Here is a 23,085-nt window from a genome sequence, read left to right as displayed (position 1 = left end):
TTATAGATAAAGTTTAATAATAAAGAAATAAAAAACAGATGAAAAAGGTTTTAACCTATGCGATGATAATATGCTTTGGGATAGTATCGCTATCGGTTCAGTCACAAGATCGAACTGAACGAAAAGAAGATCGTCGTCAAAAAAGAGAACTAAGAAAAGAGTTTAATGAAAGCTTATCAGAGGAGCAAAAGACGCAATTAGAACATCAAAGGCAATTACATGCCGAACATAGAAAAACATTACAAGCTACTTATACAGATGAGCAATTAGCTATTGTTAAAAATGAAGACCTTTCAAGAAAAGGAAAACATAAAGCACTAAAGTCAACATGGAGTGATGATCAAAAGGAAATGACAAAATCACATAAGGACATGATGAAAGCAGAAAAAAGCAAGTTCGAAGCATCCCTTAATGATGAGCAATTTAAGAAGTATAGTGAAATAAAAAAGAGAAAAAGAAGGAAAGGGCCTCGTTCAGAGAAAGGTAAGAAAAGAGATCATTAGGTCAATACATAGTGAATTGAAAAGGTGAAGTTGAGAAACTTCACCTTTTTTTATGCGTTCATACTAAAATTAGTCGTTTTTTGATTAATAACTGAATAAATAACTATAACGTTTTCGTAATTCTTAAAAGAACCAATTAAAATATTAGATGTTTTTTTATGCGATTACTATTTTAGGTTATCAAAATTTGATGATTTCTGTAAATAAATATTAGATTTTTTTTAAAAATGTAAAAAAATGCTATTAGAGGCTTTCATTTAATAAAATCCTTTAAAATTCGTATTTTCGTGGGACTTTTCGTTAGATAAAATACAACTATAAGGCATTCAATATAGATATGATAAAAATAAAGTGTGCCTAAGTTTCAGAAACAGTAAATACTGCGTATGAAGTAACGGGATACCTTCTAATATTGATAGAAAATTGTAGGTGTACATCTATGGAAAGATTAAACCAGTAGAGTACTAATAGGATGTAAGGATCATATTAATTTCACTACAAATTTGATGACTTGCTATGACACAATTGTGTAATAAAGTTATTGTAGTTTATGTAGACAAAAAAAAGGAAATTGATGTGTATTTATGTACTTACATCTAATATTAAAAGAATTTATGAACACTTATAAGGATTACATCAAGGAAATTGAAGAAAGAAAATCTCAAGGCCTACACCCTAAGCCAATTGATGGAGCTGAGTTATTAAGCGAAATTATTTCGCAAATTAAAGATAAAGATAACGCACATAGAGAAGATTCTCTTAATTTTTTTATTTATAATGTTTTACCTGGTACCACAAGTGCTGCTAGTGTAAAAGCTAAGTTTTTAAAAGAAATTATTCTTGGTGAATTTATTGTTGAAGAAATTACACCCGCTTTTGCATTTGAGCAATTATCTCATATGAAAGGTGGCCCTTCGGTAGAAGTGCTATTAGATTTAGCTTTAGGAAATGATGAAACAATTTCGCAAGAAGCTGCTAAAGTTTTGAAAACTCAAGTTTTCCTGTATGAAGCAGATACAGAACAGTTAGAAAAAGCATACAAAGCTGGTAACGTTATAGCTAAAGAGTTATTAGAAAGTTATGCTAAGGCTGAGTTCTTTACTGCTTTGCCAGAAGTAGATGAAGAAATAGAAATAGTAACATATGTAGCTGGTGTTGGTGATATTTCTACAGATTTATTATCTCCAGGAGCAGATGCGCACTCTAGATCAGATCGCGAATTACACGGGCAGTGTATGTTTGAGCATAACAAAGAAATGCAACAAGAACTTTTGGCTTTAAAAGAGCAACACCCAGATAAACGAGTGATGTTAATAGCTGAAAAGGGAACAATGGGAGTTGGTTCTTCAAGAATGTCAGGTGTAAACAATGTAGCATTATGGACAGGTATTTCTTCTAGCCCATATGTGCCATTTATTAATATTGCTCCAGTAATTGCAGGTACTAATGGTATTGCTCCAATTTTCTTAACTACAGTTGGAGTAACTGGAGGTATTGGTATTGATCTTAAAAACTGGGTAAAGCAAAAAGATACTGATGGTAATACGATTGTTGATGAAGATGGTGAACCGATTTTAAAAGAAGTATATTCTGTAGCTACGGGTACAGTACTTACTATAAATACAAAGACTAAGAAGCTATATAACGGGGATAAAGAATTAAAAGATATCTCTACAGCATTGACTCCACAAAAAATGGAGTTTATCAAAGCAGGAGGTTCTTATGCAGTTGTTTTTGGTAAAAAACTACAAACGATAGCTTGTAAAATATTAGGAATCGATATACCTCAGGTATATGCTACTTCTAAAGAAATTTCTATAGAAGGACAAGGATTAACAGCTGTAGAAAAAATATTCAATAAAAATGCAGTAGGAACTACACCAGGTAAAACATTACATGCAGGTTCTAATGTGCGTGTTGAGGTTAATATAGTAGGTTCTCAGGATACTACAGGATTAATGACCTCACAAGAATTAGAAATGATGGCTGCTACAGTTATATCTCCTATTGTTGATGCTGGTTATCAATCAGGGTGTCATACAGCTTCTGTATGGGATGATAAGTCAAAGGCTAACATTCCACGATTAATGAAGTTTATGAATGACTTTGGGTTGATTACAGCTCGCGATCCTAAAGGAAGTTATCATGCGATGACCGATGTAATCCATAAGGTATTAAATGATATTACTGTTGGTGATTGGGATATTATTATCGGTGGTGATTCACATACACGTATGTCTAAAGGAGTTGCTTTTGGAGCAGATTCAGGAACAGTTGCCTTAGCATTGGCTACTGGTGAGGCTACAATGCCAATCCCAGAGTCTGTAAAAGTTACCTTCAAAGGAAATATGAAATCGTATATGGATTTCCGCGATGTAGTGCACGCTACACAAGAGCAAATGCTGAATCAGTTTGGTGGTGATAATGTATTCCAAGGTAGAATTATAGAGGTTCATATTGGAACGTTGACATCGGATCAAGCCTTTACATTTACAGACTGGACAGCAGAGATGAAAGCCAAAGCATCTATCTGTATTTCTGAAGAAGAAACACTAATAGAATCGTTAGAGATAGCTAGAGATCGTATCCAAATCATGATCGAGAAAGGAATGGATAACGAAAAGCAAATGCTTCAAGGTTTAGTTGATAAAGCCAATACTAGAATTACTGAGCTTAAAACAGGTACTAAACCAGCATTAAAACCAGATGCAGATGCTAAGTATTTTGCAGAGGTGGTGGTTGATTTAGATAAAATTTCTGAGCCAATGATTGCAGATCCTGATGTAAATAATGAAGATGTTTCTAAGCGTTATACACATGATAATATCAGACCATTATCTTTCTACGGAGGGACTAAACAAGTAGATTTAGGATTCGTAGGATCTTGTATGGTACATAAAGGTGATATGAAGATTTTAGCGCAAATGCTAAAGAATATAGAGGTACAACAAGGCAAAGTTGAATTTAATGCTCCTCTAGTGGTTGCACCTCCAACATATAATATTGTTGATGAATTAAAAGCTGAAGGAGACTGGGAAGTATTACAAAAATACTCAGGTTTTGAATTCGATGATAGTGCACCAAAAGGTCTAGCGCGTACTAAATATGAAAATATGCTGTATTTAGAACGTCCTGGATGTAACCTTTGTATGGGTAATCAGGAAAAAGCAGAACCAGGTGATACAGTAATGGCTACTTCAACTCGTTTGTTCCAAGGAAGAGTTGTAAAAGATTCTGGTGAGAAAAAAGGAGAATCTTTATTATCATCTACTCCAGTTGTAGTGTTGTCTACAATTCTAGGTAGAACTCCTACGATGGAAGAGTATGAAGCTGCAGTAGATGGGATCGTGTTAACTAAATTTAAGCCATCTCAAAAACAATTAGTTATATAATCAAAGATTTTTAATGTCTTCCTATTAGGTAGATAGTGCTTAAAATAATTGAGTAAAACCTGTGAAGTTAATTTCACAGGTTTTTTTGTAATAGATTTTCTGCTAAATAATAGTTTGACGATTGATAAGATTTGGAATTACATTCTTTAATTTTCACAATAACTATTGCAGTTTATAATGCTTTTTTATAATCATTCTATATTCTTTATACACTTTTCGTAGTCATTCTATATTTCGTATCTTGAAATGCTTAAAATAAAATAACAGAAAATATATAAAAGTCTTATGGCATTCGATATTGATATGATAAAAAAGGTGTATGCTCAAATTGCTGAGAGAGTAGATGCTGCTCGCGAAGTAACGGGAAAACCTTTAACATTAGCAGAGAAAATTTTGTACTCACATCTTTGGGATGGTAAAACGAAAAAAGCGTTTACAAGAGGTAAAGATTATGTTGATTTTGCACCAGATCGTATAGCTTGTCAGGATGCAACCGCTCAGATGGCATTATTGCAATTTATGCAAGCAGGAAAAAATAAAGTAGCAGTTCCTACAACAGTACATTGCGATCATTTAATACAAGCAAAAGAAGGTGCTGTAGCAGATTTAAAAAATGCAAATGATATTAGTAGTGAAGTGTTTAACTTTTTAGAATCGGTTTCTGATAAATATGGAATCGGATTTTGGAAACCAGGAGCAGGGATTATTCATCAAGTGGTATTAGAAAACTATGCTTTTCCTGGCGGTATGATGATTGGTACCGATTCTCATACTGTGAACGCAGGAGGTTTAGGAATGGTAGCGATTGGAGTAGGAGGAGCAGACGCAGTAGATGTAATGGCTGGAATGGCTTGGGAATTGAAGTTTCCTAAATTAATCGGAGTCAAATTAACTGGTAAATTATCAGGTTGGACAGCTCCAAAAGATGTGATATTAAAAGTAGCAGAAATTCTTACCGTAAAAGGAGGAACTGGTGCTATTGTAGAATATTTCGGACCTGGTGCAACATCCATGTCTTGTACAGGTAAAGGTACCATTTGTAATATGGGAGCAGAAATAGGAGCTACTACTTCTACGTTTGGATATGATGAATCAATGGAGCGTTACCTACGTGCTACAGAAAGAGCAGATGTTGCAGAAGCTGCTAACAAAGTAAAAGAACATTTAACAGCAGATCCAGAAGTGTATGCAAATCCAGAGCAGTACTTTGATCAGGTAATTGAAATCAATTTGTCTGAGTTAGGACCATTATTGAATGGACCATTTACACCAGACTTGTCTACTGAAGTAGGTACTACTATGAATGAAAAAGCAAAAGCAAATGATTGGCCCCTTGTTGTAGAATGGGGTTTAATAGGTTCATGTACCAATTCTTCTTATGAAGATTTATCAAGAGCTTCTTCAATCGCACAGCAAGCTTTAGACAAAGGATTAAAGATGAAAGCAGAACTGGGTATTAATCCAGGTTCTGAACAAGTACGATATACCGCAGACAGAGATGGTATTTTAGGAATTTTTGAAAAACTAGATGCTAAAATATTTACAAATGCCTGTGGACCTTGTATTGGACAATGGGCAAGATATAATGACCCAAAAAATGCACCAAAAAATAGTATAGTTCACTCGTTCAATAGAAACTTTGCGAAGCGTGCTGATGGAAACCCTAATACACATGCATTTGTGGCTTCTCCAGAATTGACAGCAGCTATTGCGGTTGCAGGACGTTTGGATTTCAATCCGTTGACAGATAAATTAATCAATGAAAACGGTGAAGAAGTTATGTTTGACGAACCAACTGGGTGGGAATTACCACCAAAAGGTTTTGAGGTAAAAGATAATGGATATTTAGCACCAGTAGAAGATGGAAGCGGTGTAGAGGTAAAAGTAAGTCCGACATCAGAGAGATTACAATTACTTACACCTTTTGAACCAATAGGTAATGAGATAAAAGGAGCAAAGTTATTAATCAAAGCTTTTGGAAAGTGTACTACAGATCATATTTCTATGGCTGGACCTTGGTTACGTTTCCGAGGACATTTAGATAATATTTCTAACAACTGTCTAATTGGAGCTGTAAATGCCTTTGGTAAAAAGACAAACTTCGTTAAAAATCAATTAACAGGAGAATTTGGTGGTGTGCCAGATACTGCAAGAGCCTACAAAGCTGCTGGAATTAGAACAATAGTTGTAGGTGATCACAACTATGGAGAAGGTTCTTCTAGAGAGCATGCTGCAATGGAACCAAGACACTTAGGTGTTGCTGCCGTAATCGTAAAATCATTTGCACGTATACACGAAACAAACCTTAAAAAACAAGGAATGTTAGGGTTGACATTTGTGAATGAAGCAGATTATGACAAAATTCAAGAAGATGATACAATCAATTTCTTGGATTTAGATGCATTTGCACCAGGAAAGACATTGAATATAGAGTTTGTTCATGCTGATGGCTCTAAAGATGTTATAGAAGTAAACCATACGTACAACCAATCGCAAATCGAATGGTATAATGAAGGTTCTGCTTTAAATTTAATTAAAAAGCAAAACGCTTAAGAAAAAAACATAACCATTATATTTTCTAAACTCCCTGACAAACTCAGGGAGTTTTTTATATAACTAACAAATTGGCTTTACAGTGTACTCTTAACGAGTTTATTCTTATAGAAGAGATTAGAAATTACAAATAATACTGCTTGGTGTCAGAATTTTAATGCTAAAAACATATACCTCTTACCTATAAGTACTAACCCTGGTTTTAAAAACTAACTAGATCATTCAAGAAAGTGTTCTGATAGAAACATTTTTAATTTAATTTTTGACAATTAAGGGGAATTATCCCTTTCATATGTCCTCTTATTTCTGTTGGTAATCCTCAAAATAATGTTGTAAGTCCTAATACTTGTTGATGCTTACATTGCTATACGTACATTCATCTTATAAATATATAGACCAACAAATATATTTTATTTACTGCGCAGTAAATCTGGGAGGAAGTCGAAAAACCCTAAAAAATAGAGTAGGCAATGTATTATTAAACTTTTAAAACCATGAAAAAAGTATCTTTATTGATCGCACTTTGTTTAACTATCTTTTCTTGTTCTAAGGAAGGGATAATTACAGAAGAAGAATTAGTACTAGAAAATGTACTAACAAAAACCTTTGTTTACGAAAGTAATGAGTATACCGTTCAGTTTAATGGAGATGGAGAGCCAGTTGAATCTGGTGTCAGTGAAAAATTGCTAAGAGCTATCTCGTCTAGTAATGTTGTTGAAATAGGGAATGAGGATATATTTTATTTATTCGATGATATAAATGAAATGAATACATTCATTCAGGAAAAAACAGCAACATTTGCTATAGAAGGAGATATGTCCAAAGTAGCTGGAATAGCAAGAAGTACAGGATATCAGCATGAAAATTATTTAGGTTTCCCTTTAGGAGGTTCAGGTAATTTTGCTTATCCAAGTCTGCGTCCTCATGGATTTAATGATCTTATTTCTTCTTGCATTGTGACTAATCAGAGTTCAAGAGCGTATTTGGCTCAATACTTTGAGCATGATAATTATAGAGGAAGAGTGTATAATGTTGTTCTAAGTCCAGGGCAAGTTAAGGCAGTACCTAACATGAGAAGTGTAGGTCTTCATGATAAAGTTTCTAGTATGATAGGTAGATATCTATAATATTTTAGAAGTTGTAAAAAAAAGGATCAGGAGTGTATGCTCCTGATTTTTTTATGAAAGCTTATTTATCGTTTTAGGTGATAATTTATAGTAAGATTTGTAAATTTGCGTATATGATACGCCAAAATATAAAAGTTGCTGTTGATGCTGTGGTCTTTGGATATAAAGACAAGGTATTGCAGGTGTTATTGATTAAGAGGGACATAGAGCCGTTTAAAAATTCATGGGCATTGCCAGGAGGCTTGGTGTTAGAAAGTGAAAGTCTAGAAGATGCTGTAGAGCGAGAACTTAAAGAAGAAACCAACGTTACAGTAGATTATCTAGAGCAATTATATTCCTTTGGGAAACCCGATAGAGATCCCAGAAACCGTGTTATAAGTGTCACGTATTTTGGACTAGTAAAACCAGAGCATCATTCTATAAAAGCAGACACTGATGCTAATGATGTGGCTTGGTTTGATATGAATGAACTTCCTGAATTAGCGTTTGATCACGCCCAAATTCTGGATACGGCGCAGAAAAGATTACGTAATAAACTTACTTATGAACCCATAGGTTTTGATTTATTGGCAGATAAGTTTTTGTTTTCTGATTTAGAGAAATTATATATGACTATTCTCGATAAGAAAATAGATCGAAGAAATTTTAGAAAGAAAATTCTAAGTTTTGATATCCTCGAAGAATTAGAAGAAAAAGTATCAGAAGGAAGAGGTAGACCTGCAAACCTCTTTAAATTTAATCAAAAACAATACTTCAAATTACAAAAGGAAGGATTTCTTTTTGATATAAAGTAAATTTCTGTACGTACTTTGATCAGTACAGATATATAATAAGAAATATCTTCTTATATCTTTTTTTTTGCATTTCAGTATGTCATACTGAGGTTGTCGAAGTGCGGACTGAAATCCAAATGTAACATCCCAAATATCAATACATTGTTTTTTTATTGTAATTTTTACGCAAAATATTTTGCCAGTATACTGTTCTGTTTTATATTTGCGTAAAAATGACACAATTATGAAGTTTTTACATTTAGATCCATCGTTTACTCCATACGGAAAATCAATAGTTTTTACATCTTTTGTGTTTAATGGAGGAGAACCACACATTAAAATCTCTGAAGAGTCGATGGATAATGAAGTAACGATTACACATCGATTGAATTCGTTTAATGATGTTGGTTTGCTGTTGGTAGCTACAGATGCACTTCGAAGAATGGATGTAAAATTGATTAATGTATTGATTCCTTACTTTCCTGCTGCAAGACAAGATAGAGTAATGGTTGGTGGAGAATCATTGAGCGTAAAGGTATATGCAGACATTATAAATGCTCAACAATATAACCAAGTAACTGTTTTTGATCCCCATTCTGAGGTAACTCCAGCATTGCTCAATAATGTAAAAGTAATTCAGAATTATGAGTTTGTAAAACAGTGTTTAAAACAAATACCCGAAGAGGTATTGTTGATTTCTCCTGATGGCGGTGCTTTAAAAAAGATTTATAAGGTATCAGAATATTTAGGAGGAATAGAAGTGGTAGAATGCTCTAAGAAACGAGATGTAAAAACAGGAAAGCTTTCTGGATTTAGAGTATATGAAGAAGATTTAAAAGGAAAACATTGTGTGATCGTAGATGATATCTGTGATGGTGGAGGAACATTTTTAGGGCTAGCCACAGCATTAAAGGAAAAGAATGCTGGAAAACTGAGTCTTGTAGTAAGTCATGGGATTTTTAGTAAAGGGTTTGAAGAACTAACAAAATCATTTGATACCGTTTTTACTACCAATTCTTTTAGAGACTTAGAAGAAGAAAAAGTAATACAGTTTCCAGTAATAAAATAAGTAAATAATGAATCTAATAACAGCATCATCAAAAATAGAATTAGATAAAAACCTAAGTGTGTTTTTAGCTGGAAGTATAGAAGTTGGTGTTGCCGAAAACTGGCAGGATATAATAATCAGAGAGTTATCTAAGGATAATGTAACCTTATTAAACCCTAGAAGGGTAAGTTGGGATGCTAGTTGGAAACAGGAAATAGAGAATCCTGTTTTTAAAGAACAGGTAAACTGGGAACTAGAAGCTTTGGAAAAATCGGAAATGATTATAATGTACTTTGATAAAAATACCAAGTCACCAATTACATTATTAGAATTAGGATTATTTGCCAGAAGTGGAAAATTAGTCGTTTGCTGTCCAGATGGATTTTGGAGAAAAGGGAATGTAGATGTGGTTTGTGAACGATATAAGGTACTACAAATTAGTAGTTTAAAAGAATTGATTAATGAAGTAAAGGAGAAATTAAAATGAAATACACAATACAAACTATACAAGAACAATTTAACAAAGGAAAAAGTTTAAAGTATCTATTCTTTTGGGGACATACGCCCAATAAGGATGGAAGTGTAGGTAAAAGTTGTTTTAGTCAATGGTGGAATCAATCTTTTGAAGTAGAAAAGGTTGTTTATAAAACTGCAGAACATTGGATGATGGCTGAAAAAGCAAGATTGTTTGAAGACACTGAAATTTTGAAAGAGATTATTGATTGTAATCAACCTATGGAAGCTAAACAACTAGGTAGAAAGGTTAGAAACTTCGATCCTAAGATGTGGGATGCTCATAAATATGAAATTGTAAAACAAGGGAACTTCCATAAGTTCTCTCAGCATGAAGAACTTGCAACCTTTTTATTAAATACAAAGAAAAGAATTATTGTAGAAGCGAGTCCAAGAGATCGCATATGGGGAATCGGAATGGGACAAGCAAACGAAAAAGCAAAGAATCCTAATTTGTGGAGAGGTCAGAACCTTTTAGGTTTTGCATTGATGGAAGTAAGGGATATGCTAAGTCCATAAAGGGCATTTAAAAAATTTAAAAAATGCAAAAGACATTACGTAAAATAACAGCAAAGGAAACTTTAAAAATCATAAATAAAGGACTATATATTAATCAAAAAAGCGAAAAAATATATATTCGTAAGATACAAGAGGAAGCTGTAAATGGAACAATTTATCATTCTTCGGATGAACTGGATGATATTTTATATGCTCGTCCATTAAAGTCGATACACAATACAGTTTTTGAAGTTGTAGAAGAAACAACTATTAATAGTATCCAAAGATTAATTTCTGCAGGATTCTTAAATCCTATGTGTTTAAATTTTGCTTCTGCTAAAAATCCTGGAGGAGGTTTTTTTAATGGAGCACAAGCTCAGGAAGAAAGTATAGCCAGATCTTCGGGATTATATCCGTGTCAATTATCTGCAATAGAATTTTATGAAACGCACAGAGCAATGAAATCATGTATATATACAGATGGCATGATTTATAGTCCTAAAGTACCGATTCTACGAAACGATAAAGGAGAGTTATTTGATACACCAATAGTAAGTTCGATAATTACGGCTGCTGCTGTTAATAAAGGAGTAGTTAAAAGATTTGAGGCTGATAAGGTGTCCAAAATTGAAGATATAATGAGAGTAAGGATTGATAAATTATTAGCACTTTCGATAGCTAACGATCATAAAACTTTGATTTTAGGAGCTTGGGGATGTGGAGTATTTCAGAATGATCCAAACATGATAGCGAGATTGTTTTCAGAGTTATTAAAAGGAAAGTATAGAGGAGTATTTGAGAAAGTAGTTTTTGCAATTTATGCTAAAAGCAAAAAGTATATAGAAGCTTTTCAGAATGAATTTGAGAAATGAAATTAAAATAACCTAGTAGAAATGGGAATGATTCAAGAAATAAGAGCGGATTATAATAGAGAAACAATAACGGTATATCAGGCATATGGTAAATCTATTGCGGTATCTGCTATCAAGAATAATAAGTTCGAATCACCTTTTTCTTTTAATCGAATGACTTGGATCAAACCCTCTTATCTGTGGTTAATGGAACGGAGTAATTGGGGAACAAAATCGAATCAAGAGTACATCCTTGGAATAAAAATAAAGAGAACTCATTGGGAAAAAGCTTTATCAATTGGAGTACTAACAGATCCAGATAAATCAATTTATAAAAGTGGAGCTTTATGGAATAAGGAATTCCAAAATGCTAAGGTTCATATTCAATGGGATCCAGAAAGAACCCTTAAAGGAGCTAAGATGCAAATTAGGTCCATTCAGGTAGGAATTGGTAGAGATTTGATACAAGAATATAACGAAGAATGGATACAGGAAATAATCGATCTAACTCCATTAACAAAGAAAATTCGTTTGTTGTTAAAAGATGGAAAGTATAAAGAAGCTAAAAGAATAGTACCTGGAGAAAAAATATATGAAGTTCCTGATGATATAAAACAAAGAATAGGAATTAGGTAAGCTAAATCAACATAAAATGAAACTAAAATTACTTCAATCTGATATTACTACTATAAATGTAGATGTTATTGTCAATGCGGCGAATACTTCTTTGCTAGGTGGCGGTGGAGTAGATGGTGCGATTCATCGAAAAGGAGGTTTAGAAATTTTAGAAGCTTGTAGAAAGATTAGAGCTACTCAAGGAAAATGTAATCCAGGAGAAGCAGTAATTACTACGGCTGGTAACCTTCCTGCTAAATATGTAATTCATACTGTTGGACCTGTATGGGATACTGGAGGAAAAATAAAAGAAGAGTTATTGAGAAGTTGTTATGTCAATGCATTACAATTAGCAGTGGATAATGGTGTAAGAACTATTGCTTTTCCCAACATCAGTACAGGAATCTATAAGTTTCCAAAAAGATTAGCAGCCAAAATTGCTGTTGAAACGGTCAATGATTTTAAATCAGATGAAATAGAAGAGGTGATTTTTGTTTGTTTTGATGAAGAGAACTATAAGTTATATGATGAATTGTTAAGGATATGAAAGAGATAAAATATGCAGCATTATTCGGAGGATCGGGTAAGAATCGAGAAAGTAAAGAATATAAAGAGACTTTACTAATAGGTTCCTTGTTAGCTGAAAAAGGATATATAGTTAAAAATGGAGGATACGGAGGAATGATGGAAGCAGTGTCCAAAGGAATTACAGATGCAGGAGGAAAGGCTATTGGGATTACTTGTAAACAAGTTGGCTCAGCAAAAGGGAATAATTTTCTAACGGAAACCGTGGTAACCGAAACGTTGTATCAAAGATTAGAACAGCTAATTGATGAAACAGAACTTTTTATTATTCAAAAAGGAGGCATCGGAACATTATCTGAAGTGTTTTTGACATTAGATATTATCAGAAAAGAATCAATGGTCAATAGACCTAAAATATTTTTGATTGGAGATTTCTGGAATGTAATTGTCAATTCATTAAAACAAAATATTATACCAAAATATGAGCATGATCTATTTACTGTACTTTCAGGTTATGAAGAACTAAAAGAAATAATAAATAAAACTCAGGAATTGAGTTAAAGTGTAATGCTGAGCCTGTCGGAGCAAATCCATAGAAGAATTACTCTTTGACTGGTTCAGAGTACCAAAAGAAACAAAAATGAAAACAAATACGAAACAAATAAGTAAATTTCTAAGCCTTATACTAAGGCACAATCCAGCAAAGATTGGATTAAAATTAGATGAAAACGGTTGGGCAGATGTAGACGAATTAATACGCAAAGCAAATACACATCGAAATCAACTAAATCTGGAAATACTAAAAGAAGTTGTTGCTACTAATGACAAAAAACGTTTTACATTCAATGATGATGAAACTAAAATCAGAGCGAATCAGGGACATTCTATAAAAGTTGATTTAGAATATACACCTGTACAGCCACCAGAATTTTTATATCACGGAACGGTAGGAAAGTTCAGAGAAGATATACAAAGAAAAGGTTTGCTAAAAATGAGCAGACATCACGTACATCTTAGTGAAGAACTAGAAACGGCAATGAAGGTTGGTTCCAGAAGAGGAGTTCCTATAATACTAACCGTTCGATCAGGAGATATGTATCGTAATGGTATCGAGTTTTATCAATCTGATAATGGCGTATGGTTGACAGATACAGTTGCTTCAGAATATATTGAGTTTTAAATGAAACCATGATGAAAAAAACAGTACTACATCCCGAAATATTCTTAATTGAAGAATTTCTTTCAAAAGAAATGTGTGATCATTTCATAGAGAAAGGAGAACAGGTTTCATTCGAAGAAGCTAAAGTCTCTATTGACGGTAGACAAGTGATGGTAAAAGGAGTTCGTAATAATCAGCGAATTATGTTCAAAGATCAATTGTTAGCTGATAAGATATGGAAACAATTGGAACCTTATGTCGAGCAGGATTTTGAGGTTTATAAAGCACATGGCCTTAATGAAATGTTTCGTATTTATAAGTATGAAGAAGGGCAACGATTTAAAATGCATCGAGATGGTAGTTATAAACGAAATGAAAAGGAATGTAGTTTCTTCTCATTTTTGATATATCTAAATGACGATTTTGAAGGAGGAGAAACCTATTTTGAAGAAGGAGTTACCATTATGCCTAAACTAGGAGAAGCATTATTATTTCATCATCCATTACGTCACGAAGGAAAACCTATTGTATCAGGAACAAAATATGTGTTAAGAACTGATATAATGTATAAATTGAGAGAATGAGAACACTTGTAATCGGAGACATTCACGGAGGTTACAGAGCATTAGCACAGGTTTTAGAAAGAGCTAAAGTAACACCAGAAGACAAATTAATCTTTTTAGGAGATTATGTTGATGGATGGGGCGAATCTGCAGAAACCATCCAGAAACTTATCGAATTATCTAAAACTAATTCTTGTGTTTTCATTCGTGGTAATCACGATCTTTGGTGTGGTTTATGGCTAGATAAAGGAGCGACTAATCCTGTTTGGGTGGCTCACGGAGGAAAAGAAACTATGCATAGTTATATCCAATCTGGCATGATAACTAAAAACTCACATAAACAGTTTTTTAATGAACTACAGAATTATTATATAGATTCGAAAAATAGACTTTTTGTTCATGCAGGATTTACTTCTATGCATGGAGTTAACAAAGAAGAATACGAGTCTAATTATTATTGGGACAGAACCTTATGGGAAGCAGCATTACTTGCAGATAAAGTAGCTAAAAAGACTTTAACTAACATGCTTACTTCTCCAAAACGATTCCGTCATTATAAAGAGATTTATATTGGCCATACACCTACTACTAATTATAAAATTAGTAAACCAATAAAAGCATATAACCTATGGAATATCGATACAGGTGCGGCTTTTACGGGAAAACTCACCATATTAGATATTGATACTAAAGAATGTTGGCAAAGTGATTCGCTACCTTCGTTGTATCCTGATGAAAAAGGGCGAAACTAATCCGTTTAATTTTACCTGAAAACAGGGTGGTTTTTATAGAAAATAGTAACGATTTTTATTATTCGAAATACTAAAAATGAAAGCTTTGAAATTTCCATTAAGATATGCAATCAATTCCAATATCAAGATTCCTTTTCTTTTAGTATGGTATATTTTCTTTTCTAATACTATAAAATCTCAAAATATGGATGAAGTTATCGAGTATGATTCTTTTGTAATTATAGAGAAACCTCAAAAAACATATAAGGGTTTTTATAAGAACGGGAAACCTTATCGAGGATATTTTTCAAGTGGAAATAAAGAGTTTCCTAGAGTTGATTATTACGAGAATGGAGAAGCAAAGTTTCAATATTCTTTAGATGTATATCAAATGGCACTTGGAACAGATTCTGGTGAAATAGATGAGATTGAGGAATCAGAGGAAGAAATATTTAATGAAACGGATTATGATGAATATATCAAGAACCGCTATAAATCAAAGTTAAATATCAAATCTATATATGAGAATGGTAGCATTGTAGATGGATATGAATATGGAGATGTACCTTCAGGAATATTCTCTAAGAGAATAGAAAACCAAAAAACTACAGAACTGCATATTGATGTATTTGCAATGCACTATTACCAGAGAACCTCAATAACATTGAGATCTAATATGATTAGCATAACATCACCAACTTTGGCCATTGCAGGAGAAAATCTAGAAGTTCGATTGGTAAAGAGACGTAAAGGATGGAAAGCTTTGTATACCGTCAACGATAAAGAAATCGGTGCTAAATATTTTATTCCAGGAAATATCCAGGAAATACCAGCGAATAGCACCCTATTCATATATGACCTAAATGATCAAACATATAGTTATGGGACTAGCGGTTTTCAGGAATATTCAACCAAATCGGATTTGATAGCGATTTCAAATATTTATTTTGATAATCCGAACACTTTTTTAACTCAAAATGCACAAGTTTTTTTCAATGACTTGATAGAAGCTATTATCCAAGAAGTACAACGTGAAGAAGAGGAGTATCTGGAAGAACCTGAAGTTTATCGAGGCTATATCGTAACTGATAGTATTGGTGATAGAATTAAAGGGATACAATTTTTTCAGAAAGGTGTACATTCATATTGTATAGAATATAAAGATGGATCAGAAGTTAAAAATGAAAAAATGGACCTGAAAAAGTTTCAGGAGATGTTTAAAGAATACTTAAACAACTCGCAAAAAGACTAGGGTTGTTACCATATTTTTTGATAATGATTTAAAGAAAATCATTTAAAAACTTTCTAAGTAAGAAAATAAAAACTATATTTGCGTATAATTAACGCAAAATAATATATTATGAACCCATTACTACTTACAGACGGTTATAAATTAGGTCACAAAGAACAATATCCAGATGGTACTACCTTAGTATATTCTAACTGGACTCCAAGAAAGAGTAGAATTGCAGGAATTGATAATGTAGTATTTTTTGGGTTGCAATATTTTATTAAAGAATATCTTATAAAAAGATTTAATGATAGTTTCTTTAATCTTCCTAAAGAAGAAGTAGTTTCAGAATATAAAAAATATGTAGATAATTATTTAGGAGTTGATTACGATGTTACTCATATTTCTGCATTACATGACCTAGGATATCTTCCTATAGAAATTAAAGCATTACCAGAAGGAACAGAAGTACCAATTAGAGTTCCTATGTTTACTTTGGTGAATACCAAATCAGAATTCTTTTGGCTAACAAATTATTTAGAAACACTTTTATCAAGTATCATTTGGCAGCCTTGTACTTCTGCTACCATAGCAAAACAATATCAAAAAATACTTAGTAAATACGCATCAGAAACAGATAAAGAAAATCTGGAATTTATAACCTGGCAAGGTCACGATTTTTCTATGAGAGGGATGTCTGGTACAGAATCAGCAATACTTAGTGGTATGGGCCATGCACTTTCTTTTTCTGGAAGCGATACATTACCTGTAGCAAAAGCTTATGAGATGTATTATAATGCTGATGTAACCAAAGAGTTAGTTATTGGTAGTGTAAATGCTACAGAACATAGTGTAATGTGCGCAGGTAGTAAGGATGATGAGATAGGCACCTTTAGACGATTATTAGAAACCTATCCAACAGGTATTTTATCAGTAGTTTCTGATACCTGGGATTTATGGAAAGTACTAACTCAATATTTACCTAAGCTAAAAAATGAAATTCTTGAACGAGACGGAAAATTAGTTATTAGACCAGATTCTGGTGATCCTGTAGATATTATATGTGGTTGTACACACGAAAATACGATAATCTCCAAAGGAGTTATTGAACTGCTATGGGAAGAATTTGGAGGAACGGTAAACGAACAAGGATATAAAGTATTGAATCCAAAGATTGGTGCTATTTATGGAGATAGTATTACTATAGATAGAGCTACCCAGATTTGTGAACGTCTTAAACAAAAAGGGTTTGCTTCTACCAATGTAGTACTAGGGATAGGAAGTTTTACATATCAATATAACACAAGAGATACTTTTGGGTTTGCTATGAAAGCAACTTATGTAGAAGTGAATGGAGAAGGAAGAGAAATTTTTAAAGACCCAATCACTGATGATGGAACTAAGAAATCTGCTAAAGGACTTATGAAATTAGAGAAACATAATGGAACCATAATCTTAAAAGATCAATGCACTAAAGAAGAAGAAGCGCAAGGATTATTTAAGACTGTTTTTAAAGATGGTCAATTGATAGTAAATCATAATTTATCGGTGATAAGAAAACGAATCTTACAGTAAATAAAAGCAATCGGTTATAAAAACTCCCAGAATCATTTTTTGGGAGTTTTTTTGTATGTATGAGTATAGGGTTTATATCACATCAACTGTTATTATAGTAATAAGATATTGGGAAATAGAATTAATAAAATTTCATAATTTCTTTGTAAGGATTGCGTTTAAATTACGACCCTTTCTTTGATGTTATCTATATAATATCGGACTAACTTAAAAAAACACAAACATCATGAGTGCTATCTGGTTTTTTGAGGATGCCAATCTCTTCAAGGTATTATGTCCTCATAAATTTAAAAATTATAAGAAAGATCACGATTTTGACGCGTATAGAAAGAGCGATTATATCTATTTTGAAGAAGACTCAGCGAATAAAGTATATCTAATTGAAAAAGGAAAAGTAAAAATAGGATATTATTCTGAAGACGGAAATGAAGTAGTTAAAGCTATTCTTACACGTGGAGAACTTTTTGGAGAAAAAGCAATTCTTGGAGAAGACCGAAGAACAGAATTTGCACAATCTGTGGATAATGCTACTTCGATATGTCCAATAGGAGTTCAGACAATGCATGATCTGATGCGAAATAATCAGACATTCAGTCTTAAAGTATATAAGTTTATAGGAATGCGCTTTAAGCGTCTGGAACGAAGATTACAATTACTTCTTTTTAAAGATACTAAAACAAGATTATTAGAATTTCTTGATGAGTTGAAAGAAGATTATGGGTATTGCTGTCCGAATACAGGAGATACCGTAATTCAGCATCCATATACACAAAGAGATATTGCCAATCTAATAGGAACATCTCGTCCCACATTAAATATCATTATGAATGAATTGAAAGAATCTAAGCGTATTGATTTCAATAGAAAAGAGATTCGATTAAAAAATGTTGCCTAATGTTAGCTAGCTAACACTTTAAAAAGTTTTATGGATATACTTTTATGGTATAATAATAATCATAAAACAAAAAGCAATGTTCAAAAAATCAATTATAGGAATTCTAGCGATAGGATTAATCGCTATTTCCTGTAGTGACGATGATGATTCAGGTAACGTAGTTACAGAATCAAATCTTACACTTAATTTAAATGGGTTAGAAGACCTTGGAAGCGGTTATCTATATGAAGGATGGGTAATTGTAAATGGATCTCCTGTATCTACAGGAACTTTTTCTGTAAATAGCACAGGTGAATTATCTAGTACTACATTTAGTGTAAATACAGAAACACTTAATGCAGCTACTGCATTTGTATTATCAATCGAACCAGATCCGGATCCAGATCCTGCACCAGCACCAACCAAACTTTTACGTGGAGAATTTGGTACAGGTAATGCTGCCAATACTGCAATGGTAGGTTTAGGTCCAGTAGGAGATTTTGCTAATGCCGCAGGAACATTTTTCCTAAGAGCTCCTACAGATGAGGATGTACCTAATGGAGCTCCAAATAACATGAATGATCAGTATGGAGTATGGTTTGGTACTCCTGGTATGCCACCTTCTCCTAATTTAACATTACCTGCTTTAACAGGTTGGAAATATGAAGGATGGGTAGTAGGTGACAACGGACCTCTTTCTACAGGAACATTTAGTTCTTTTGATGTTAGTGACGATAATGCAGGTGATCCTAATGGGTTTAGTGAAACTGTATTTGACGGACCACCATTACCAGGAGAAGATTTCTTTAGAAATGCTCCAATGGGAGTTACTTTTCCACTTGATATAAGAAATAGGATGGTAATTATTTCAGTAGAACCAGATCCAGATAACTCTCCTGCACCTTTTGTTCTTAAACCACTGGTAGGAACAGCAGGTACGGATACAGCTCCAACAGCTTACGATTTTGGACTTAATGCAGCTTCCTTTCCAACTGGAAGCGTAACAAGATAGTTCATTGTTGTTTTTTTGTTAGTTTTAAAGCGCAATCAATGATTGCGCTTTATTTATTTATATACTTTTGTAAGGACATAATTTTTCACAGACAAATAGTATTACTTTAGTATACCTTATCCTTTATGAAATTCAATAGAAAGAAGATATCTAACTTAGTTTTTGTAATAATTTTATTATTGTTTTTTATTCCTAATACCAGAGGAATGATGCAAATTTTCCTTACTAGAATGTTCTCTTTTAGTCCAAGCTTAGTTGCTGTCGAAGAAAGAGCTAAGGTAGAAAGTTATGATTGGAAATTACATGGTGTAAATACAGAGTCTATGAATTTTGATACTGCTCAAGGCAAAGTGATATTGTTAAATTATTGGGCGACTTGGTGTCCTCCTTGCATTGCAGAAATGCCATCATTACAAAAATTATACAATGATTATAAAGACCGTGTAGTTTTTGTGTTTCTAACAGAAGATGATGATCCAGAATTGGAAAAATTTATGAGTGATAAGAGTTACACTTATCCGATTTACAGAGCCTTATCAGAGCATCCTAAACCTTTTGTGCATAAACCTATTCCTGGTACATACCTTGTTGATAAAAAAGGAAATATTGTGATTCACAAAGTAGGCGCTGCCGACTGGAATACAGATAAGGTAAGAGCGACACTAGATCAGTTATTGACAGAGTAAATTAGTTTTTAAAATATTTAAAAGGAACAAATAACATCCCATAACATTCACCTTTATGTTTGCCAAGATGTTTATGATGAATTTTATGAGCTCTTCGCACCCCTTTTGCATACCAATGAGTTGCATTTCTAAATAGTTTAAACCGTTGGTGTATAAAAATATCGTGTACTATAAAATATGCAATTCCGTATGCAAGTATTCCAAAACCAATAGGTTTACCCACCCAAAAAGTAATAGGGTCGTGTAACATGATACAAGACATACTAATTACAGCATAAAATACAAAAAAAAGATCGTTTCGTTCCCACCAACTACCATGATCCTTGTGATGATGATCTTTATGTAAAGACCATAAAAAACCATGCATAACATATTTATGAGTAAACCAAGCCATAAACTCCATAAAACAAAAAGTGGCTATAAAAATCGATATCCAAATCAAGATATTCATTTTAAATATATTGTGTCAAAGAAAATTATTAAATCAGGTTCAATCTGTAGTCAAAATAAGACTTCGCTAATAGTCCGAATTTTTGATAATTAGGTACTCTAATGCGAGTGTTTTTTATTTCTAGAGATGGAGTCGCCTTTAATTTATTTAATAATTTTTTGTAATAAATGTAGGCAGTATATACACCAAATTTTGCCTCTACAGGAAGTTTCATAATACCTTCGAATGCCTTATTGAAATCTTCCTGAATCTCATCAATAATATTTTGCTTAGACATCTCGTCTAATTGGGTAAGGTCTGTATTTGGGAAATAAGTACGACTTAAGTCTTCAAAATCTGCTTTTAAATCTCTTAAGAAGTTTACTTTCTGAAAAGCTGAACCTAAATGCATTGCACTCTGCTTTAGTTCGTCATATTTAGTTTGATTTCCATTTACAAAAACCTTTAAGGACATTAAACCTACTACATCAGCAGAACCATAGATATACTCTTTATACTCGGCATCACTTAGATAATCAGTTTTATGAAGGTCCAGACGCATACTTTTCATAAAAGCCTCATATAATTCTGGTTGGATATTATACTTATGCACTGTATGCTGAAAAGAATTAATAATTGGGTTAAGGCTTATTCTGTTTTCTATAGCCCTGTACATTTCAGTTTCAAAATCATTAAACAGCTGTTCTTTATTATAATCGTGAAAGCTATCCACAATCTCATCGGCAAATCTTACGAATCCATAGATGTTATAAATATCTTGTCGTATAGAATCTGCTAACATTTTGGATGCAAGAGAGAAGGAAGTACTGTAAGACGTGGTAACGATCTTACTACAATTATAAGAAACAGAATCAAATATTGCTTTCATAATTAAGATGTATGTGTAAGTTGTTTTTTATACAACTTGCAGGTTAGGTTTATTAGATACTTTGTATTGTGATTCAATGATTCCGGCTACTAATTTACCCGAGATCAATGACGGTGGTACTCCTGGTCCTGGAACAGTAAGTTGGCCGGTAAAAAAGAGATTTGATACTTTTTTACTTTTTAACTTAGGTCTTAGAAAAGCAGTTTGGAGTAACGTGTTGGCCATTCCATAAGCATTTCCTTTATATGAATTGTATTCTTTAATAAAGTCTTTAACACAAAAAGACTCTTTAAATATAATACTATTTTGCACACTTTGATCCGTTAGATTTTCGAATCTGGTTATAATTTTATTAAAATAAGTTTCTCTAAGTTGTGGTGTATCCTCAATTCCTGGCGCTAACGGAATTAGAAAAAAACCATTCTCCTTTCCAGAAGGAGCTGTGCCAGAATCTGTTACTGATGTGAAATTTGCATAAAAAAGTGGATCCTCTGGCCATTTAGGGTCATCGTAAATGTCTTTAGCGTGAAGATCAAAATCAGTATCGAAAAATAAATTATGGTGATGTATGTTTTTTAGTTTTTTATCAAATCCAACATAAAATAGAAGGGAGGAAGGAGCAAATGTTTTGCGTTCCCAGTATTTTTCAGAATACTGGCGATATTTTTGATCCAATAAGGTTTCACAATGATGGTAATCGGCACCGCACAAAATAATATCTCCAATGACTTTTTTCGATGTAGTAAAAACTCCTTTGGCAATGCCACCTTCCACAATAATTTTTTGAATAGGTGCATTGGTATATATTTTTACACCAAGTGATCTAGCTAAAGTCTCCATGCCTAATATCACTTGATACATACCGCCTTTAGGATGCCAGGTACCTAATCCAAAATCCGCATAGTTCATAAAACTATAAAAAGCAGGAGTGTCACTTGGTTTTGCTCCAAGAAATAATACAGGGAATTCTAGGATCTGTATTAATTTTTCGTTTTTAAATTCTTTACGAACCTCCTTTGAGATTGTACTAAAAAATTGACCAATTTTTTTAATTGTTGTTGGTGTCACCAACTCTAACGGAGATATTCCTGGGCGATATACTAAATCCTTAATAGCTACATCATAGTTGTTTTTTGCGGCAGTAATAAAAGTCTTTAATTTCTCAGAACTTCCTTTTTCTTCTTTTTCAAAAGCGATATAAATTTTTTCTAATGTGTCTTCAATACTGATACTTTCTTTATTTTTAAAAAAGACTTTATACGCAGGGTTTAATTTTTCTAAAGTATAGAATTCAGATACAGATCGACTAAAGTCATTAAAGAACTTCTCAAAGACATCAGGCATCCAATACCAAGAAGGACCAATATCAAAAGTGAATCCATCCTTAACAAATTGCCTCGCTCTTCCACCTACAGTATCGTTTTTTTCATAAATACTAACATCATACCCTAATTGTGCTAAGTAGCAGGAAGCAGAAAGGGATGAAAAACCTGAGCCAATGATTATTACTTTTTTTGACATATTAGGAATATACAGC

The 23,085-nt window shown here is 33.0% G+C and carries 23 protein-coding genes; 20 read left to right on the top strand and 3 right to left on the bottom strand.

Annotated elements, in window-relative coordinates; all coding sequences use genetic code 11:
• Positions 1-38: 38 nt before the first annotated feature.
• The 20 genes from QBK95_RS01750 to QBK95_RS01655 all read left to right on the top strand — a co-directional run bounded on the left by QBK95_RS01750 (position 39) and on the right by QBK95_RS01655 (position 20,229).
• Positions 39-503, top strand: a complete 465-nt coding sequence (locus tag QBK95_RS01750) for a hypothetical protein (RefSeq protein WP_280929895.1) — start codon at positions 39-41, stop codon at positions 501-503.
• A 614-nt stretch (positions 504-1,117) separates the two neighbouring features.
• The gene (locus QBK95_RS01745; protein WP_280929893.1) at positions 1,118-3,895 is read left to right on the top strand and encodes a bifunctional aconitate hydratase 2/2-methylisocitrate dehydratase; all 2,778 of its coding nucleotides are present in this window, start codon (positions 1,118-1,120) and stop codon (positions 3,893-3,895) included.
• Between the two features lie 285 nt (positions 3,896-4,180).
• The gene (locus tag QBK95_RS01740) at positions 4,181-6,448 is read left to right on the top strand and encodes an aconitate hydratase (RefSeq protein WP_280929891.1); all 2,268 of its coding nucleotides are present in this window, start codon (positions 4,181-4,183) and stop codon (positions 6,446-6,448) included.
• Between the two features lie 494 nt (positions 6,449-6,942).
• The gene (locus QBK95_RS01735; protein WP_280929889.1) at positions 6,943-7,575 is read left to right on the top strand and encodes a beta/gamma crystallin family protein; all 633 of its coding nucleotides are present in this window, start codon (positions 6,943-6,945) and stop codon (positions 7,573-7,575) included.
• A gap of 113 nt (positions 7,576-7,688) precedes the next feature.
• The gene (locus QBK95_RS01730; protein ID WP_280929887.1) at positions 7,689-8,369 is read left to right on the top strand and encodes an NUDIX hydrolase; all 681 of its coding nucleotides are present in this window, start codon (positions 7,689-7,691) and stop codon (positions 8,367-8,369) included.
• Between the two features lie 223 nt (positions 8,370-8,592).
• Positions 8,593-9,417 carry a ribose-phosphate diphosphokinase gene (prs, locus tag QBK95_RS01725; RefSeq protein WP_280929885.1) on the top strand — a complete coding sequence of 275 codons (825 nt, stop codon included), beginning with the start codon at positions 8,593-8,595 and terminating at the stop codon, positions 9,415-9,417.
• Positions 9,418-9,424: 7 nt separating this feature from the next.
• On the top strand, positions 9,425-9,883 hold the full coding sequence (locus QBK95_RS01720; protein ID WP_280929883.1) for a nucleoside 2-deoxyribosyltransferase domain-containing protein: 459 nt from the start codon (positions 9,425-9,427) through the stop codon (positions 9,881-9,883).
• Positions 9,880-10,428, top strand: coding sequence for a riboflavin biosynthesis intermediates N-glycosidase (ybiA, locus tag QBK95_RS01715; RefSeq protein ID WP_280929881.1), 549 nt, complete (start codon positions 9,880-9,882; stop codon positions 10,426-10,428). The genes QBK95_RS01720 and ybiA overlap by 4 nt, the downstream gene beginning before the upstream one ends.
• 23 nt (positions 10,429-10,451) lie before the next feature.
• On the top strand, positions 10,452-11,279 hold the full coding sequence (locus tag QBK95_RS01710; protein WP_280929879.1) for a TIGR02452 family protein: 828 nt from the start codon (positions 10,452-10,454) through the stop codon (positions 11,277-11,279).
• 27 nt (positions 11,280-11,306) lie between these two features.
• Positions 11,307-11,894, top strand: coding sequence for a DUF4291 domain-containing protein (locus tag QBK95_RS01705; protein ID WP_280929877.1), 588 nt, complete (start codon positions 11,307-11,309; stop codon positions 11,892-11,894).
• Positions 11,895-11,910: 16 nt separating this feature from the next.
• Positions 11,911-12,420 carry an O-acetyl-ADP-ribose deacetylase gene (locus tag QBK95_RS01700; protein ID WP_280929875.1) on the top strand — a complete coding sequence of 170 codons (510 nt, stop codon included), beginning with the start codon at positions 11,911-11,913 and terminating at the stop codon, positions 12,418-12,420.
• A complete protein-coding gene (locus QBK95_RS01695; RefSeq protein WP_280929873.1) occupies positions 12,417-12,959 on the top strand; it encodes an LOG family protein in 543 nt (180 codons plus the stop codon). Before QBK95_RS01700 ends, QBK95_RS01695 begins: the two co-directional genes overlap by 4 nt.
• Before the next feature lie 79 nt (positions 12,960-13,038).
• Positions 13,039-13,578, top strand: a complete 540-nt coding sequence (locus QBK95_RS01690; RefSeq protein ID WP_280929871.1) for an RNA 2'-phosphotransferase — start codon at positions 13,039-13,041, stop codon at positions 13,576-13,578.
• An 11-nt stretch (positions 13,579-13,589) separates the two neighbouring features.
• The gene (locus tag QBK95_RS01685; protein ID WP_280929869.1) at positions 13,590-14,141 is read left to right on the top strand and encodes a 2OG-Fe(II) oxygenase; all 552 of its coding nucleotides are present in this window, start codon (positions 13,590-13,592) and stop codon (positions 14,139-14,141) included.
• On the top strand, positions 14,138-14,872 hold the full coding sequence (locus QBK95_RS01680) for a metallophosphoesterase (RefSeq protein ID WP_280929867.1): 735 nt from the start codon (positions 14,138-14,140) through the stop codon (positions 14,870-14,872). The genes QBK95_RS01685 and QBK95_RS01680 overlap by 4 nt, the downstream gene beginning before the upstream one ends.
• A gap of 76 nt (positions 14,873-14,948) precedes the next feature.
• A complete protein-coding gene (locus QBK95_RS01675) occupies positions 14,949-16,103 on the top strand; it encodes a hypothetical protein (RefSeq protein WP_280929865.1) in 1,155 nt (384 codons plus the stop codon).
• A 108-nt stretch (positions 16,104-16,211) separates the two neighbouring features.
• Entirely contained in the window at positions 16,212-17,657 is a 1,446-nt protein-coding gene (locus tag QBK95_RS01670; protein ID WP_280929863.1) for a nicotinate phosphoribosyltransferase, read from the top strand.
• 226 nt (positions 17,658-17,883) lie between these two features.
• On the top strand, positions 17,884-18,552 hold the full coding sequence (locus tag QBK95_RS01665) for a Crp/Fnr family transcriptional regulator (RefSeq protein WP_280929861.1): 669 nt from the start codon (positions 17,884-17,886) through the stop codon (positions 18,550-18,552).
• A 76-nt stretch (positions 18,553-18,628) separates the two neighbouring features.
• Positions 18,629-19,543: an anti-sigma factor domain-containing protein gene (locus tag QBK95_RS01660; protein ID WP_280929859.1), complete on the top strand. Its 915-nt coding sequence runs from the start codon at positions 18,629-18,631 to the stop codon at positions 19,541-19,543.
• A 125-nt stretch (positions 19,544-19,668) separates the two neighbouring features.
• Entirely contained in the window at positions 19,669-20,229 is a 561-nt protein-coding gene (locus tag QBK95_RS01655; RefSeq protein WP_280929857.1) for a TlpA family protein disulfide reductase, read from the top strand.
• Position 20,230: 1 nt separating this feature from the next.
• On the opposite strand, the gene QBK95_RS01650 is transcribed toward QBK95_RS01655, so the two are convergent.
• Genes QBK95_RS01650 through crtID form a run of 3 tightly spaced genes read right to left on the bottom strand, consistent with a single transcriptional unit; the run spans position 20,231 to position 23,069 of the window.
• Positions 20,231-20,680 (bottom strand): sterol desaturase family protein, encoded by a 450-nt coding sequence (locus QBK95_RS01650; RefSeq protein ID WP_280929855.1) that lies wholly within the window; start codon positions 20,678-20,680, stop codon positions 20,231-20,233.
• A 28-nt stretch (positions 20,681-20,708) separates the two neighbouring features.
• On the bottom strand, positions 20,709-21,548 hold the full coding sequence (locus QBK95_RS01645) for a phytoene/squalene synthase family protein (RefSeq protein ID WP_280929853.1): 840 nt from the start codon (positions 21,546-21,548) through the stop codon (positions 20,709-20,711).
• Between the two features lie 27 nt (positions 21,549-21,575).
• The gene (gene crtID / locus QBK95_RS01640) at positions 21,576-23,069 is read right to left on the bottom strand and encodes a bifunctional phytoene desaturase/3,4-desaturase (RefSeq protein ID WP_280929851.1); all 1,494 of its coding nucleotides are present in this window, start codon (positions 23,067-23,069) and stop codon (positions 21,576-21,578) included.
• Positions 23,070-23,085 lie beyond the last annotated feature (16 nt).

Source organism: Aquimarina mycalae, from assembly GCF_029906345.1.
Taxonomy (GTDB): domain Bacteria; phylum Bacteroidota; class Bacteroidia; order Flavobacteriales; family Flavobacteriaceae; genus Aquimarina.
Note: the sequence above shows the minus strand (reverse complement) of the source record. Positions and strands in the feature narration are given on the sequence as shown.